Genomic DNA, 14,536 nt, shown 5'->3' with positions numbered 1-14,536 from the left:
ACGTCACCCGAATGTGAAGGAATAGACCTGGATTCCGGGCGGGACGTCGAGCGTGAGGGTGCCTTCGGCGATGTCGGTCTGCTTGAGCAGCTCGTACGAGCGCGGAGTGCCGTCGATCGCGATGGTCTCCGTCGATCCGTCGTCGCGTCGGAGCTCGATGTCTCCCGTCCCGGCGACCACGACCCGCACCTCGGCGGCGTGATACTCGAGGCTGATGCGTCCGTCATCACCCTCCGGCGTCGCGTACTGCGTCTCGATCGTCCAGTCGCCGTCGAGCGCGAAGCTGTCGGCCGGCTGATCCTTCGGGAACGTGTACGCGTTGGTGCCGGAGCGGTAGTCGCCGTCGCCGCCGTAGTTGACGTCCTTCGACGAACCGAGGAATGTCTCCCTCGTCGTCGACCCCACATCGGGTGTGTCATCTTCGACGTCTGTCGCGCCGGGAAGGTCGACGGACGGATCCGCGTCCTTCAACAGCTCGCGGATCATCGACTCGGTCGCGGCGTAGTTGCCCTCTCCGAACGAGATGTGGCGCACGGTTCCCTCTGCATCGATCAGGTAGTGGGCGGGCCAGTAGCGGTTGCGGTAGTTCGTCCACGTCGACAGGTTGTTGTCGAGGGCGACCGGGTACTCGATGCCGAAGTCTCGCGCGCCGGCCGCCACATTGCCCGGGTCCTTCTCGAACGCGTACTCGGGAGAGTGGATGCCGATCACCTGCAGGCCCGCATCGCGGTATGCCTCGTCCCAGGCGACCACGTGCGGGAGCGAACGCTGGCAGTTGATGCACGAGTACGCCCAGAAGTCGATCAGCACCACCTGGCCGCGCAGATCCTTGAGGTCGAGCGCCTCCCCGTTCGGGGTGTTGAGCCATTCCTGGATGCCCTTGATCGACGGCGCCGTTCCGCACGACTCGAGTTCCTCGGCACCGTTGGTGCACTTGTCGAGATCCTTGTTCTCTTCGTTGACGAGTCCGCCGAGATCGAGGGCGTCCTTCACCTGGTCGGAGTCGGCGATCTGCTCCTGGAGCGGAGCCGTGTAGTCGGGCAGCAGACGCTGCAGCGCCTGGGGCACGTTGAACACGAGCCCGACAGCGAGCGCGATCATCGCGATGCCGGCGGCGATGCGCAGCCCGCGCTCCTTCGAGCGGAAGGAGCGGATGCGCTCGACGACACTGCGGCCGGCGAGGGCGAAGATCAGCAGCGGCACCGCCACGCCGATCGAGAACGACACGGTGAGCAGCACGGTTCCGATGCCGATCTGACCGGTGGAGCCGGCGACGATGATGGCGGCCAGCACGGGGCCGGCGCACGGCACGAAGACCGCACCCAGCGCGAGGCCGACGCCGAAGCCGCTCCCCCGGTTCTTCACCTCGCGCTGACCGAACCGCTGGAACGGGCGCTCGAGGATGTGCTGGAACCGCGGCACGATGAGCCCGACGCCGATGATGATCAGCACCGCGATGCCGACCCAGCGGATGATGTCCTGCGGCAGATTCAGCAGCCCGAGCAGCAGTGAGCCGCCGAGCGTGACGAGCGTGAAGCTCAGCACCAGCCCCGCGATCACGAAGTACGGGCGGCTGCGCCTGGCGGGCACCACCTCGTCTTCATACCGCGCGGACTGGGCGCCCCCGGTGAGGAAGATCACGGGCAGCACGGGCAGGATGCACGGCGAGATGCCGGTGATGAGCCCGCCGAGCAGGCCGATGATGATCAGGTCCATGAGGTCCCCACTTCTGTCGGGAGCTGTTCGCTCCGGGGACGACAACGGATTGGATTCGATCGATCTGAGAGATTTCTGAGATTTCTCCCATCCGATCTCGAAGGTGCTCCGAACAGCCCTCGACGCCACGGAGAGGCCGTGGCTCAGTTCTGAAGGAGCTCGACATGTTCAGCACCAAGAAGAAGGTCACCGCAGCCATCACCCTCGGCCTGGCGAGCGCGTTCCTGCTCTCCGCCTGTTCGATGGGCAGCGGCAGCACCACGGAGGAGTCCACCGAGCCCAAGACTCCGGAGACGTCGGAGTCGACGCCGATGGAGGAGATGGACCCGGCCGCGAACCTCGTGGGCCCCGGTTGCGCCGCCTACGCCGAAGCTGTGCCGGAGGGCGCAGGATCGATCCAGGGCATGTCCCAGGACCCGGTCGCCGTCGCCGCATCCAACAACCCGATGCTGACCACGCTGGTCGCAGCGGTGAGCGGACAGCTCAACCCCGACGTGAACCTCGTCGACACGCTCAACGGAGACGAGTTCACCGTGTTCGCACCGGTGGATGACGCCTTCGCGAAGATCGACCCGGCCACCATCGAGGCTCTCAAGACCGACAGTGAGACGCTGAGCTCGATCCTGACCTACCACGTGGTCCCCGGCCAGATCGAGCCGGCCGACATCGAGGGCATGCACAAGACGGTCCAGGGTGCCGAGCTCGAAGTCACCGGCAGCGGCGATGACTGGATGGTCAACGACGCCAAGGTCGTCTGTGGTGGAGTGCAGACCGCGAACGCGACCGTGTACCTGATCGACACGGTCCTGATGCCCCCGGCTTCCTAAGCACGGGATGGCCGGGAGGAGGACCCGGCACGCGGCCTTCTCGGGGTAGGGGGAGCCACCCGGGAAGGAGAAGGGGCCGTCGGCGACGTTCTGTCGCCGACGGCCCCTCGTCGTGCGCACTAGACTTTGAGCAGGGGCCTCTAGCTCAGTTGGCAGAGCATCGGACTTTTAATCCGCGGGTCGTGGGTTCGAGCCCCACGGGGCCCACCGCAGGGTGAGCGCGGCGGCACCTGTCTCAGGATTCGCCGTCGTGCTCGCCCGCCAGCAGCTCCGCGCGGATGTCGGCCACGCCACTGGGCAGCGTCTCGCCTTCGAGTTCGAACGTCGGGGCTTTCGGGGTACCGCCGATCGCGCACACCGCGACGCTGTCCTGGCCGTCCAGCGTCTTGGGGATGACGACGAACCAGAGGGACTTCTCCGCAAGCCACTCGGTGGTCGCCATGTCGGCGTAGTAGGTCGCGTCCGGTGCCAGGCTGCGCGTCTTCTCGGTGCAGAGATTCACGAGCTGGGGACCGGAGAATTCCGAGGCGGCCTCCGTCGGGTCCGGGGTCGGCGCGGAGGTCTCAGACGGCGTGGGAGTGGGCGATGTCGGCGCAGAGGTCGACGACGTCGACGGCGACGGGCTCGGAGCCGGCTCGGGGGCGCAGGCCGCGAGCAGAACGAGCATCGGCAGGAGGACGAGAGCAGGACGAACGCGCATGTCTGGATGCTACTGCCGCCGCAGCGGAATCCGAGGGGAGCGCTCCGGAGACGACGGCTTCTCCTGTATCACCGGCTCCTCGCAGAGGCCACCCCCTTCCCACATTCGGGTGTCCCGGGAGAGGGTCTACTCGTCCGCTCCCCGCGGACGACCCTCCACGAAAGGACGACGAACCATGACTCTCACCGGCAACCGAGTGGCATTCCTGGCGACGGACGGATTCGAGGACAGCGAGCTCACCAGCCCCTGGGATGCGGTGACCGCCGAGGGCGCGAGCGCGACGCTGATCGCCCCGGACGGCGCCGCGATCACCGGGAAGAACGGTCACGAGCAGGCCGTGGATCTCCTCGCCTCCGACGCGTCGGCCGACCAATTCGACGCGCTCGTGCTTCCCGGCGGCGTCGTGAACGCCGACCACCTGCGCCTCGACAAGCCGTCGATCGCCCTCGCGCGGTCCTTCTTCGAGCAGCACAAGCCCGTGGGCGTGATCTGCCACGGCGCCTGGATCCTCATCGAGGCCGGTGTCGTGGACGGGCGGACGCTCACCAGCTACCCAAGCCTGACGACCGACCTCCGCAATGCGGGGGCGACCTGGGTCGACGAGGAGGTCGTCGTGGACGAGGGCCTCGTCTCCAGCCGCACGCCCGACGACCTGCCCGCCTTCAACGCGAAGCTCGTCGAGGAGATCGGCGAGGGCAAGCACTCCGGGCAGACCGCCTGAGCAGCGGTGTCAGGCCCGCGCCCGGTGCCGTCGGACGGCCGCGCGGTTCGCACAGCGCACGGAGCAGAAGCGCTGACGGCCGTTGCGGGTCACGTCCGCGACGACGTTCGTGCACGGCGCGGCCTGACACCTGCCGAGCCTGCTCATCCCTCGTGTCACGAGGTGCAGCGAGGTGCCGAGGCTGATGATCGCCCGCAACACGTAGGGCAGTGACGGCACGTCATCGCGGTAGTGCAGGTGCCAGCCCTCCCCGTCGTGGTTCGTGAGCCGCGGGTAGGCGGCCGCGGCCGCGAGCTGGGCGTTCAGCAGCAGAGCCCGGGCATCGGGGTCAGACTCGTCGACGATCGCGAGCCAGTCGTCGATGACCGTCTTGATCCGCTCATGATCATCGGCCGCCGGCGGGAACGTCTGCGTCATGCCCAGCTCGAGGGTGCGCTCCTCGATCCCGGCGCGGTCGGCCGGCCAGTCGTTGACGAGGGAGGCGGCCAGGAGCACCGCATATTCGCCGTAAGGGTTGAGATGCATAAGACCATTACATCACGCTGGGTACATGACCTCGCAGAACACGCTCCCGATCCCCCGCATCCGGCCCGAAACCGCGTCCCATGAGCACGCATGGCTCGTCGAGTCGCGGCATCCGACGAGTGAGGGCGTCATCCTCTACGTGCGGTGCGGGGGATGCGGCACCCGCCGCGTCGACCTGCAGTCGCACCCGCACACGCCGCCGACCGCGCTGAGCACGGAGACCGGCGGGGTCCAGGGCTGAGACTCAGGCCTCGACGATCTCCGGCGCCGTCACTCCGTCACTCCGTCACGCCGTCACGCCGTCAGCTCGATGAGTGTGCGCGTCGTCCGGAGGTTGCGGGCGGTCCCGGCCACGCCCAGCGCACGGTCCAGCACCCCCTTCGTGAGCTTCGTGGAGTGCACTCCACCACTCCCGTAGTCGATCCACAGGTCGTTGCCGATCAGCGCGATACGCTCCTCCGGCAGACGTCGCTCCTCCAGCGCCTCGACCGCCCCCGCCGAGGGCGTCCCCTCGAGGAACATCGCGTGCACGAACTTCACGTCACCCTCGGGAAAGGGCTGAGCGGACTCCGACGCGACCAACTGCGTGTGCGTTCGGTGGATGACCGGAGTGTCGACCCCGAACTCCTCATGGATGAGCGAGCGGACGACGCTGCACGCGGCATCCGGGTTCTTCGGCGTCGCGCAGACGATGTTGCCGCTCGCGATGTAGGTCGACACGTCGGCGAGATCAGTGTCGGTCGCCAGCACCTCTCGCAACCGTGCCATCGGCACGCTGTTGCGTCCGCTGACGTTCACAGCCCGAAGCAGCAGGACGCTGCGGTTCACGCGTCGGTGCTCTCGACCAATTCCGCACCCGCGTGCACGAGTTCTGCGAGGGCCGCTTCGCTCGGCTCCGGAGCCACCCCGGCCACGAGGTCGGTCAGAATCCGTACATGGACGCCGTGCGCGATCGCGTCGAGTGCGGACGCCCGGACGCAGTGATCGGTCGCGATGCCGACCACATCGGCACTGAGCACTCCCGCGGCAGTGAGGAGCGCTCCGACGGTCTCACCCGCCTCCGTCTCCCCCTCGAACATCGAGTACGCGGGTTTGCCCTGCCCTTTGCGGACATGGTGCGTCACGGCATCCGTCACCAGGAGCGGGTCGTAGTCGGCACCTTCCGTGCCCGCGACGCAGTGCACGGGCCAGGAGTCGACGAAGTCGGGCGTGCCGGCGAAGTGTCCGCCGTTGTCTCCCTGCGCGTCATGCCAGTCCCGCGACGCGATGATCACCGCGTAGTCGGAGGCATGCGCGGCGAGGAATGTCGTGACGGCAGCGGCCACCGCATCACCGCCCGTCACGGCGAGTGCACCACCCTCCGTGAAATCGTTCTGCACATCGACGATCAGAAGCGCTCTGCTCATGATTCGAGGGTACGCCGCTGGAACGGGAAAGGCCCCGTGATGTTCTTCACATCACGGGGCCTTCGGAGCCGCTTGTCAGAATCGAACTGACGACCTTTTCATTACGAGTGAAATGCTCTGCCGACTGAGCTAAAGCGGCGTGCGACGCGTGAGCGGCGCGATCACCGATATTACCCTGTCTCGTGCCCGGTCGCGAATCGAGCCCGCCTCACTCGCAGCGCAGGCCGTCTTCGGGCACCACATCGTCGAGCAGGAATGCTTCGACGGCGTCGTCCACACAGACGTTGCCCTTGTTGTAACCGGTGTGGCCCTCGCCGACGCGGGTGATCAGGACCCCTTCTTCGAGCTGGTCCGCCAGCGACTCGGACCACTCGTACGGCGTCGCCGGATCGTTCGTCGTGCCGATCACGAGGATGGGTCCTGCACCCTCAGCCGCGATCTCGCCCCGCGTGCCGGTCGGCGGGTAGGGCCAGACCTCGCAGGAGTCCGGTCCGGTCCAGTACGGGGCGATGGTCGGCGCGCCCTCGGCGATCTTGGCCTCGATCGCGGCTTCGGCGGCCGGGTCGTCCTCGACCGGGTAGTCCATGCAGTTGTATGCACGGAAGGCCTCGGTGGAGTTGTCGGTGTAGATTCCGTCATCGCCGCGTTTGTTGTAATAGTCGGCGAGCAGGAACGCCGTGGTCGGGTCTCCCTGCAGCGCCTCATCGAGGGCCTGGGTGAGGATGTCCCAGCTTTCCTGGGCGTAGAGCGCGGCGATGATCCCCGTCAGCAGGGAGTCCGCGCCCATCATCCGCCCATCGCCGTTCTCGAGCGGAGTGCGGTCGACGCTCGCCAGCAGCGCCCCGAGATCAGCCATCGCCTCGTCCACTGTGCCGTTGAAGGGGCAGTTCCCCGAGTCGAGACAGTTCTGCATGTAGGCGCGCAGCGCCGACTCGAAGCCCAGAGCCTGAGTCGCCCCGACCTCGAGACCCGGAACCGCCGGATCGATCGCGCCATCGAGCACCAGGCGTCCGGCCTTCTCGGGGTAGAGCTTGGCATAGGTCGCGCCGAGGAACGTGCCGTAGGAGTAGCCGAGATAGTTGAGCTGCTTGTCGCCCAGCACCGCGCGGATCAGGTCCATGTCGCGGGCGGAGTTGACCGTCGTGATGTGCGGCAGGATGCCGTCACTGTTCGCCTCGCATGCCTCGGCGAACGACTTGTGCGCGTCGAGCAGCTCGGCTTCCCACTCCGCGGTGCCACGGGCGGCGGACGGGATGCCGTAGAGGTAGTCGTCCATCTCCGGTGCGTCGTAGCAGGTCACCGCGGTCGAGCCCCCGACTCCGCGCGGGTCGAAGCCGATCACGTCGTAGTTCTCGATGAGATCGGGCCCGACGGCGAAGTCGAGGCTGCGCTGGACGAGCTCCACACCGCTCGATCCGGGTCCGCCCGGGTTCGTCAACAGGGAGCCGACGGGGGTCCCCTGCGCGCGATGGCGGATCACCGACAGGCTGATGTCACCGGCCCCCGGGTTCTCCCAGTCGAGGGGCGCCGTCACCTCGGTGCAGTCGAAGCCGGGGCCGCAGTCCGTCCACTCCAGTTCCTGCGAATAGAAGGGCAGCAGATCTTCGGCGACCCCGTCGGTGTCGGGGACGATGGTCGTCGCCGGCCGCGACGACTGCTCGGGGATCATCGCGTAGAGACAGCCCGAGAGGGCGACGGATGCCGCGGCGAGGCCGGCGATGGCCGCGGCGGCGCGACGGAAGCGGGAAGTCGATCGGTTGTTCACGGTTTCCTCCCGCTCGTGATCGTCACGAGCAAGCTCTCCAGTGCGAGCAGCGGAGCGACGTTGCGCTCCAGCGACTGCCGCGTCTCGGCAAGGTGGTCAAGTACGACAAGGGTACGGGCCTCAGGCCAGGCCGACGCGAGGCCTTCCAGCTCGGGGCGCAGCTCGCGGTTGATGAGATCGTCGCCGCGGCCGAACTGCAGCATGATCACGTCGCGGAACAGCGACTGCAGGTCGGTGAGCACGCGGTCGATGCCGTCACGCAGGCTGCGCGTGGCGCGCTTCTTCTGATCGTCTTCGAGCGCCGAGAGCTGTGTGCGCAATGCCGGCGGCACGGCCTGCCCCTCGGCGATTCCGATCGTGCGCAGGAGCGAAGCCCGCTCCTGCGCGTCGCGCTCCGCCGTGAGGGCCTTCGCGTCTTCGGTCGCGGCCTGGATGATCCGACCCGCGACATCGACCGCATCGCCGACACCGCGGACGCCGATGACGGACCGCAGGGTCTCGTCGCGCCGACGCCGAGCCGCGTCATCGGTGGCGAGACGCTGCGCCATCCCGATGTGGCGCTGCGAATGCCGCGCCGCCTGCTCGGCGACGGCCTCATCGGCCCCCGTGCGCAGGGTGATGAGCCGGGCCACGTCGGCGACATCCGGCTCCCGCAGTCGCAGCGAGCGGACCCGGGAGCGGATCGTCGGCAGCAGGTCGGCCTCGCTGGGCGCGCACAGGATCCACACCGTCTGCTCGGGCGGCTCCTCGAGTGCTTTCAGCAGCACATTGGAGGTGCGTTCGACCATGCGATCGGCGTCCTCGACGACGATGACACGGTACCGACCCGCGGAGGGTGCGAAGTAGGAGCGCTCCACGAGAGCGCGGGCCTCGGCGATCGTGATGATCACCTTGTCGGTGCGGAGCGCCGTGACGTCGGGATGGGTGCCCGCGAAGACCTGCCGCATCACCGCCTCGTCTTCGGGGTGGTCGGCGACCAGAGCGGCCGCGAACGCGTACGCGAGAGTCGAACGGCCGGATCCGGGCGGGCCGGTGATCAGCCAGGCATGCGAGAGCGCACCCGGATCGGATGCCGCCGCACGGAGCGTGTCGACGGCAGCATCCTGCCCCCACACGTCCGCCCACGGGAAAGGAGGAGGAACAGTGCGGGGCATGCACTCAGCCTAATCGCGACCACCGACGCCGACGGCATGGGTGTCGCTCGCACAGGTCAGCCGAGCAGTGCGCCGACCCGGGCACGGATCTGCTCCGCGATCACCGTCGGCGCTGCGGCGGCGTCGAGGACGAGGAACCTCTCGGGCTCGGCCGCCGCGAGGGCCAGGTACGCGTCGCGGACGCGCCCGTGGAACTCCGCCTGTTCTGCTTCCAGCCGGTCGAACGGCTTGTCGGCGGAGTCGAGGCGGGTGCGGGCCGCAGCGGGGTCGAGGTCGAGCAGCACGGTCAGGTCGGGCAGCGCGCCTTCGGCCGCCCAGAGCGAAAGCTCGCGGATCTCGGTCGCATCGAGCACACGGCCGGCACCCTGGTACGCCACGGACGAGTCGAGGTAGCGATCCTGCAGCACGACATCCCCGCGGTCGAGTGCGGGTCGCACGACCGTCGCCACGTGGTGCGCGCGGTCGGCCGCGTAGAGCAACGCCTCGGCGCGCGGCGCGATGTCACCTCGATGATGCAGCACGATGTCGCGGATGAGCTGCCCGACCTCGGAACCACCGGGTTCGCGCGTGCGCACGACAGTGCGCCCGGTGCCTTCGAGCCACTCCGCGAGCAGATTCGACTGCGTGGTCTTGCCAGAGCCGTCTCCGCCTTCGAGCGTGATCCACACCCCGTGACCTGGAGTCACGAGCTCGCCTTCTCCGCTGCCTTCGCGGCGGCGTTCGCCGCACGGGTGGCTGCAGCCTTCTTCGCCGCAGCCGACCGTGCGGCCGACGTCGCCGCCGTGGTCTTCTTCGCGGGGGCCTTCTTCGCGGTCGTCGACTTGGCCGCCGTCTTGGCTGCGGGCTTCTTGGCGGCGGCCTTCTTGGCCGGCGCCTTCTTGGCGGGCGCCTTCTTGGCCGCACCGCGCTTCGGAGCCGGGCCCTTGGCACGCTTGTCGGCGAGCATCTGCACGGCGATCTCGAATGTGATGTCCTCGACCGTCTGGCCGCGCGGAATCGTCACGTTCGTCTCGCCATCGGTCACGTAGGCACCGAACCGGCCGTCGCGGATGCGGATCGGCTTACCGCTGACGGGGTCGGCCTCGAACTCGGCGAGTGCGCTGGATGCACGACGACCGGCACCGTACTTCGGCTGGGAGTAGATCTCCAGCGCCTGCTCGAGCGTGACGTCGAAGATCTGCGATTCGCTCTCGAGCGACCGCGAGTCGGTGCCCTTCTTCAGGTACGGACCGAAGCGGCCGTTCTGGGCCGTGATCTCGTCTCCCGATTCCGGGTCGACGCCCACGACACGCGGCAGGCTCAGGAGCTGCAGCGCGGTGTCGAGCTCGATCGTGTCGACCGACATCGAGCGGAACAGCGATGCGGTACGCGGCTTCGGGGCCGCCTCCTTCTTCGCTCCGCGCTTCGGCTTCGGGGCCTCGACGACCTCGCCGGTCGTCTCGTCGACCGCTGCGTCCTCGGACACCGGGTCGTTCTCCTGGACATACGGTCCGAACCGGCCGTCCTTGACGACGACGATCTTGCCGTTCTCCGGGTTCTCCCCGAGCACACGGTCGCCCGCGACGGGAGCGTCGATGAGCTCCTGCGCCTTCTCGGCGGTCAGCTCGTCGGGCGCGAGGTCTTCCGGCACATTGACGATGCGAGGCTTGGCGTCGGGGTTCTCCGGGTCGGCGACCTCGAGGTACGGGCCGTACTTGCCGAAGCGCAGCGTGGCGGTGTCCGTGATGCGGGTGGAGTTGAGGGCACGCGCGTCGATCTCGCCGAGGTTGTCGACGACCTGGCGGAGGCCGACGTGTGAGTCGGACCCGAAGTAGAACGACTTGAGCCATTCCACGCGGTTCTGCTCGCCCCGGGCGATCGTGTCGAGGTCGTCCTCGAGCGCAGCGGTGAAGTCGTAGTCGACCAGCTCGGCGAAGTGCTCCTCGAGCAGCCGGACCACGCTGAACGCGAGCCACGTCGGCACGAGTGCCTGTCCGCGCTTGACCGCATAACCGCGGTCGAGAATGGTCTCGGGGATCGAGGCGAAGGTCGAGGGACGGCCGATGCCCTTCTCTTCGAGGACCTTCACGAGCGACGCCTCGGTGTAGCGCGGCTTCGGCGTGGTGCGGTGCCCCTTGGCCTCCGCATCCGACACCGCGAGCTGATCTCCGACGGCGACGGCGGGGAGCGACTGGTTCTCGGTAGCATCCGCGTCGCCGCGCTTCTCGTCGCGGCCCTCTTCGTAGGCCTCCAGGAAGCCCTTGAAGGTGTAGACGGTTCCGGAAGCCGTGAACTCGGCCTTCTTCCCCGCGGCGTCGACGGCGATCGTGACCGTGGTGGTCTCGTACTTGGCGTCGGACATCTGGCTGGCGACCGTGCGCTTCCAGATGAGGTCGTAGAGGCGCTGCTCGTCGCGGTCGAGCTCGGACGAGAGAGAGGCGGGCGTGCGGAAGGTGTCTCCCGAGGGACGGATCGCCTCGTGCGCCTCCTGCGCGTTCTTGCTCTTGGACTTGTACACGCGCGGCTTCAGCGGCACCGCGGCGTCGCCGTAGAGGGCCACCGCCTGGCTCCGCGCCGCCTGCACCGCCTGGGTGCTCAGCGACGTGGAGTCGGTACGCATATAAGTGATGTAGCCCTTTTCGTACAGCCGCTGGGCCACGCCCATCGCCTGCTTGGCACCCATCGAGAGCTTGCGGCCCGCCTCCTGCTGCATCGTGGAGGTGGTGAACGGCGCATAGGGGCTGCGTGTGCCCGGCTTGGCTTCGACCTTGGTGACGCTGCCGGCGCCGACGGCGTCGACCGCCTCGGCGAGCGCGGCAGCGGTGGCCTCATCGAGGATGACGACGGCCTTCTTGAGCTTTCCGTCATCGTCGAAGTCGGTGCCGCGGGCGAGCTGGCCGCCGTCGACACGCACGAGGCGGATCTTGAACGACGTGCCGGTCGCGGCTGCCTGAGCGTCGACGTCCCAGTACTCGGCCGAGGTGAACGCCATGCGCTCACGCTCGCGGTCGACGATGAGGCGGGTCGCGGCGGACTGCACGCGTCCGGCCGAGATGCCGGTCTTGACCTTGTACCAGAGGACAGGCGAGACGTCCCAGCCGTACAGGCGGTCGAGGATGCGGCGGGTCTCCTGCGCGTCGACGAGGTCGTGGTCGAGCTCACGCGTGTTGCCGACTGCCGCCTGGATCGCGTCCTTGGTGATCTCGTGGAACACCATGCGCTTGACGGGGACCTTGGGCTTGAGCGTCTCGAGCAGGTGCCAGGCGATCGCCTCGCCTTCGCGGTCCTCATCAGTGGCGAGCAGGAGCTCGTCGGCGCTCTTCAGTGCGCGCTTGAGTTCTGCGACCGTCTTCGTCTTGCGATCGGAGACGACGTAGTACGGGTCGAACCCGTTGTCGATGTCGATGGAGTACTTCCCGTAGGCCTGCTTGTCGGCAGCCGGGATGTCCTTCTTGTCAGCGAGGTCGCGGATATGGCCGACGGAGCTGAGTACCTCATAGCCGTCGCCGAGGTATCCCTGAATAGACCGCATCTTCGTCGGGGACTCGACGATGACGAGCTTCTTGCCTTCAGCCAAGGGTGCGTCCTTTCTTCGAAGCACACCATACACACCACTGTGTGGGGTCGTTCACAGTGAGTGAGGTCGCACGGCCGTCACTGTCCCTCGGGTGGCCCGGCACGGGCTCGGGAGACGGCTGCGAGTCCAGCGTACGCCGCCTGCACCTCCACGGTCGCCACGAAGCCCTCGAGAGAGCAGCCGGTGAGCGCCGCGCCCGCCGCCTCCGCGACCCGCGCGGCGAGCGCACACGGCTCCGCTGCGGTCGGCACGGCACCGCTCGCGGCATCGGCTGCGGCGAGCGCCGCGGCATCGGCCGCCCCGGCCGCGCGCTGCGCCGTCACCGCCGCTCCGCCGACGGCGGCCAGCCCGAGAGACAGCGCCGCGGCGACCACCAGGACCCCCGCGGCCACCGCCGTGCCCGCCATCAGCGGCCTCCGTCGAGCGCGCAGCTCGACGCCCGGAGGGGCAGCCGCACCAGCGCGCCGATCGAGGCCTCGAAGGTTGCCGTGACGCACACGAGATCACCCGAGTGTGAAGACGAGATCCCTGCGCCGGGGACGGCCGTGCCCACCACGCGCTGGGCGGCGTCCGCCCCCTCGCCGCGGCCGAGGAGACGGGCCGCATCCGCCGATGCGTCCTGCAGCGCCACCTGGCGCGATGCCGCGCCGAGCGCGCCCGCACCGAGCAGGAGCGCCAGCACCACGGCGGGCAGCCCGAGAGCGAGTTCTGTGGCGACGGAGCCTCGCTCCCCCGCCCCGGCGCGACCGGCGCCGCTCCTCCGGGGGCGCATCACGACACGGTGAGGGCTCGCCGGACGAGATCGGTCAGGATGCCGCGAACCTCGTCGGATCGCATGATGACGACCAGGAGCCCTGCGAACGCCACGGCGGCAACTGTGGCCGAGTTAAAGCAGAAATGGCGAACGGTAGTGTCATCCACATGTGCGTGATGACTATCGAGGGTTGGAACGTCGTGTCCGATGTTGTTGGGCACATCGTGTGGCCGCTTCTAGTAGCGACGCTTATTTTCGCGTTTCGAAAGCCCATTTACGCCTTCATTTCAGACGCGGAAGAAGCCGGCTGGGGTAGCGCCACCGTGAAGCGTGGCAACCAGCGCTCCCGGAACCTCAAGCAAGAGACTGCGCCGCACCGCGACGATGCGGTCGAAGAACGCGACCCAGTTTCCACTCAGCACGGCGTTGCAGCATCATCAGGGGATCCCGACCCCCTCGTCGAGGATGCAACTCCGACGCCCGATCGGACGATTCGCTTCTACGGCCGTATCGTCATCGATCGACTTCGCCGCAGCAAGTACAACACTGACACGACCTCCGCCCGACTCGGGGCTGAGATAGTCGGCACGACGTACGCGGATCTCAAGCAGGCGGTCCGCTTGATCGCGTTTCTCGTTGGGTCAACCAGCGGGCAACGCGGTCCGCTGGCAGGGGTCGAGCCAACCCTTGACGCGCTCTCGCTACCTGACGATCTCGCGGCAGATATCCGCGAAGCACGGAAGCTCGCGATCGACGTCACTGAACGAACCGCGAAGGTCGACGGGCAAGGCGCCGCAGACTACATTGACAGCGTTCGTGCCCTCATAGAGCGACTTGTCGAGTGGGGGGTCAGCCAAGCCCCGAAGGTCGGCTGAACAACATAAGATGAGTACGCCCCCCGAAATGGCATTGATCGGGGTCCCCATGAGTCGACAGAGCGAGTTGATCGCCGTCCGCGTCCTTCGCGAACAAGAGTGGGCGTACGACGCCTGGCGGCAGCGCCTGAGCTTCGCCGAGATTTCTCGCCGCTCGGATCTGCCGGTCGCCGAGGGCGGACTCGGGCACAGGCTGAGCGAACCGCAGGTGAAGGCGCGGCTCGATGCCTACCGCGACCGCATGCGCCCCTTCCTCGAAGCGAATGCAGTGACGGCGCGAGAGCGACAGATTGCCGAGCTCGACGAGTTGTCGCGCCTCGCTCAAGCCGCGCTGGCGCAGGCAGCAACCGCGGGGAAGCTCGACAAGGATGCGGCCCGACTGTTGCTCGACATCCACTCGCGCGAGGCTCGTCTTCTCGGCCTTGACGCCCCGACGGCCTTCGTCGCCGAAGTGAAGTCGCGCACCCTGATCGATGACGAGCTCGACGCGATGCTAGCCAGGATCCCCGTCTCTGATTGAGGAACTGCGGCCGATAG

At 67.9% G+C, this 14,536-nt stretch carries 17 protein-coding genes and 2 tRNA genes; 6 read left to right on the top strand and 13 right to left on the bottom strand.

Annotated features, from left to right (window positions below):
* Nucleotides 1-3 precede the first annotated feature (3 nt).
* A complete protein-coding gene (locus ACCO44_RS08245) occupies nucleotides 4-1,716 on the bottom strand; it encodes a cytochrome c biogenesis protein DipZ (protein WP_262001253.1) in 1,713 nt (570 codons plus the stop codon).
* Nucleotides 1,717-1,880: 164 nt separating this feature from the next.
* Here ACCO44_RS08245 and ACCO44_RS08240 point away from each other — a divergent pair, with 164 nt between their 5' ends.
* Together ACCO44_RS08240 and ACCO44_RS08235 are read left to right on the top strand one after the other, a co-directional pair.
* Entirely contained in the window at nucleotides 1,881-2,543 is a 663-nt protein-coding gene (locus ACCO44_RS08240; RefSeq protein ID WP_029262788.1) for a fasciclin domain-containing protein, read from the top strand.
* 134 nt (nucleotides 2,544-2,677) lie between these two features.
* Nucleotides 2,678-2,750, top strand: a tRNA-Lys gene (locus tag ACCO44_RS08235).
* Between the two features lie 28 nt (nucleotides 2,751-2,778).
* On the opposite strand, the gene ACCO44_RS08230 is transcribed toward ACCO44_RS08235, so the two are convergent.
* On the bottom strand, nucleotides 2,779-3,243 hold the full coding sequence (locus tag ACCO44_RS08230) for a hypothetical protein (protein ID WP_372469222.1): 465 nt from the start codon (nucleotides 3,241-3,243) through the stop codon (nucleotides 2,779-2,781).
* 175 nt (nucleotides 3,244-3,418) lie between these two features.
* Between ACCO44_RS08230 and ACCO44_RS08225 the strand changes: the two genes are divergently transcribed.
* Nucleotides 3,419-3,964 (top strand): type 1 glutamine amidotransferase domain-containing protein, encoded by a 546-nt coding sequence (locus ACCO44_RS08225; RefSeq protein ID WP_105711349.1) that lies wholly within the window; start codon nucleotides 3,419-3,421, stop codon nucleotides 3,962-3,964.
* A gap of 9 nt (nucleotides 3,965-3,973) precedes the next feature.
* Here the strand turns inward: ACCO44_RS08225 and ACCO44_RS08220 are convergent, their stop codons facing one another.
* A complete protein-coding gene (locus ACCO44_RS08220) occupies nucleotides 3,974-4,489 on the bottom strand; it encodes a CGNR zinc finger domain-containing protein (RefSeq protein WP_372469221.1) in 516 nt (171 codons plus the stop codon).
* Nucleotides 4,490-4,514: 25 nt separating this feature from the next.
* Here ACCO44_RS08220 and ACCO44_RS08215 point away from each other — a divergent pair, with 25 nt between their 5' ends.
* Nucleotides 4,515-4,730: a hypothetical protein gene (locus ACCO44_RS08215; protein ID WP_029262792.1), complete on the top strand. Its 216-nt coding sequence runs from the start codon at nucleotides 4,515-4,517 to the stop codon at nucleotides 4,728-4,730.
* Between the two features lie 53 nt (nucleotides 4,731-4,783).
* On the opposite strand, the gene ACCO44_RS08210 is transcribed toward ACCO44_RS08215, so the two are convergent.
* From ACCO44_RS08210 to ACCO44_RS08165, 10 genes are all read right to left on the bottom strand, one after another.
* Entirely contained in the window at nucleotides 4,784-5,317 is a 534-nt protein-coding gene (locus ACCO44_RS08210) for a DUF1697 domain-containing protein (protein WP_372469220.1), read from the bottom strand.
* Nucleotides 5,314-5,895 carry an isochorismatase family protein gene (locus ACCO44_RS08205; protein ID WP_262001257.1) on the bottom strand — a complete coding sequence of 194 codons (582 nt, stop codon included), beginning with the start codon at nucleotides 5,893-5,895 and terminating at the stop codon, nucleotides 5,314-5,316. Before ACCO44_RS08205 ends, ACCO44_RS08210 begins: the two co-directional genes overlap by 4 nt.
* Before the next feature lie 66 nt (nucleotides 5,896-5,961).
* A tRNA-Thr gene (locus tag ACCO44_RS08200) sits at nucleotides 5,962-6,034 on the bottom strand.
* A gap of 69 nt (nucleotides 6,035-6,103) precedes the next feature.
* Nucleotides 6,104-7,660 carry an alpha/beta hydrolase gene (locus tag ACCO44_RS08195; RefSeq protein ID WP_372469219.1) on the bottom strand — a complete coding sequence of 519 codons (1,557 nt, stop codon included), beginning with the start codon at nucleotides 7,658-7,660 and terminating at the stop codon, nucleotides 6,104-6,106.
* Entirely contained in the window at nucleotides 7,657-8,814 is a 1,158-nt protein-coding gene (locus ACCO44_RS08190; RefSeq protein ID WP_372469218.1) for a DNA polymerase III subunit delta', read from the bottom strand. The genes ACCO44_RS08195 and ACCO44_RS08190 overlap by 4 nt, the downstream gene beginning before the upstream one ends.
* Before the next feature lie 56 nt (nucleotides 8,815-8,870).
* Entirely contained in the window at nucleotides 8,871-9,500 is a 630-nt protein-coding gene (gene tmk, locus ACCO44_RS08185) for a dTMP kinase (RefSeq protein ID WP_105711355.1), read from the bottom strand.
* Nucleotides 9,497-12,370, bottom strand: coding sequence for a type I DNA topoisomerase (topA, locus tag ACCO44_RS08180; protein WP_372469217.1), 2,874 nt, complete (start codon nucleotides 12,368-12,370; stop codon nucleotides 9,497-9,499). Before topA ends, tmk begins: the two co-directional genes overlap by 4 nt.
* Before the next feature lie 77 nt (nucleotides 12,371-12,447).
* Nucleotides 12,448-12,777 (bottom strand): helicase, encoded by a 330-nt coding sequence (locus ACCO44_RS08175; RefSeq protein ID WP_105711357.1) that lies wholly within the window; start codon nucleotides 12,775-12,777, stop codon nucleotides 12,448-12,450.
* Nucleotides 12,777-13,142: a TadE family type IV pilus minor pilin gene (locus ACCO44_RS08170; RefSeq protein WP_372469216.1), complete on the bottom strand. Its 366-nt coding sequence runs from the start codon at nucleotides 13,140-13,142 to the stop codon at nucleotides 12,777-12,779. The genes ACCO44_RS08175 and ACCO44_RS08170 overlap by 1 nt, the downstream gene beginning before the upstream one ends.
* A complete protein-coding gene (locus ACCO44_RS08165; RefSeq protein ID WP_372469215.1) occupies nucleotides 13,142-13,291 on the bottom strand; it encodes a DUF4244 domain-containing protein in 150 nt (49 codons plus the stop codon). Before ACCO44_RS08165 ends, ACCO44_RS08170 begins: the two co-directional genes overlap by 1 nt.
* On the opposite strand from ACCO44_RS08165, the gene ACCO44_RS08160 reads away from it, so the two are divergent.
* Together ACCO44_RS08160 and ACCO44_RS08155 are read left to right on the top strand one after the other, a co-directional pair.
* Complete coding sequence (locus ACCO44_RS08160) at nucleotides 13,292-13,999, top strand: hypothetical protein (protein WP_372469214.1); 708 nt, start codon at nucleotides 13,292-13,294, stop codon at nucleotides 13,997-13,999. It begins immediately after the preceding gene.
* A 10-nt stretch (nucleotides 14,000-14,009) separates the two neighbouring features.
* On the top strand, nucleotides 14,010-14,519 hold the full coding sequence (locus tag ACCO44_RS08155) for a hypothetical protein (protein WP_372469213.1): 510 nt from the start codon (nucleotides 14,010-14,012) through the stop codon (nucleotides 14,517-14,519).
* The last annotated feature ends 17 nt before the right edge of the window (nucleotides 14,520-14,536 follow it).

Source organism: Microbacterium maritypicum (assembly GCF_041529975.1).
Classification (GTDB): Bacteria; Actinomycetota; Actinomycetes; order Actinomycetales; family Microbacteriaceae; genus Microbacterium.
This window is presented reverse-complemented; position numbering and strand designations above follow the sequence as displayed.

Excerpts from the sequence above, each read along its gene's own strand:
- ACCO44_RS08205 (WP_262001257.1), bottom strand. The coding sequence starts at position 5,895 with ATGAGCAGAGCGCTTCTGATCGTCGATGTGCAGAACGATTTCACGGAG.
- ACCO44_RS08240 (WP_029262788.1), top strand. The coding sequence starts at position 1,881 with ATGTTCAGCACCAAGAAGAAGGTCACCGCAGCCATCACCCTCGGCCTG.
- ACCO44_RS08225 (WP_105711349.1), top strand. The coding sequence starts at position 3,419 with ATGACTCTCACCGGCAACCGAGTGGCATTCCTGGCGACGGACGGATTC.
- ACCO44_RS08160 (WP_372469214.1), top strand. The coding sequence starts at position 13,292 with ATGTGCGTGATGACTATCGAGGGTTGGAACGTCGTGTCCGATGTTGTT.
- ACCO44_RS08245 (WP_262001253.1), bottom strand. The coding sequence starts at position 1,716 with ATGGACCTGATCATCATCGGCCTGCTCGGCGGGCTCATCACCGGCATC.
- ACCO44_RS08155 (WP_372469213.1), top strand. The coding sequence starts at position 14,010 with ATGAGTACGCCCCCCGAAATGGCATTGATCGGGGTCCCCATGAGTCGA.
- ACCO44_RS08175 (WP_105711357.1), bottom strand. The coding sequence starts at position 12,777 with ATGGCGGGCACGGCGGTGGCCGCGGGGGTCCTGGTGGTCGCCGCGGCG.
- ACCO44_RS08230 (WP_372469222.1), bottom strand. The coding sequence starts at position 3,243 with ATGCGCGTTCGTCCTGCTCTCGTCCTCCTGCCGATGCTCGTTCTGCTC.
- ACCO44_RS08170 (WP_372469216.1), bottom strand. The coding sequence starts at position 13,142 with ATGCGCCCCCGGAGGAGCGGCGCCGGTCGCGCCGGGGCGGGGGAGCGA.
- ACCO44_RS08215 (WP_029262792.1), top strand. The coding sequence starts at position 4,515 with ATGACCTCGCAGAACACGCTCCCGATCCCCCGCATCCGGCCCGAAACC.
- ACCO44_RS08190 (WP_372469218.1), bottom strand. The coding sequence starts at position 8,814 with ATGCCCCGCACTGTTCCTCCTCCTTTCCCGTGGGCGGACGTGTGGGGG.
- ACCO44_RS08220 (WP_372469221.1), bottom strand. The coding sequence starts at position 4,489 with ATGCATCTCAACCCTTACGGCGAATATGCGGTGCTCCTGGCCGCCTCC.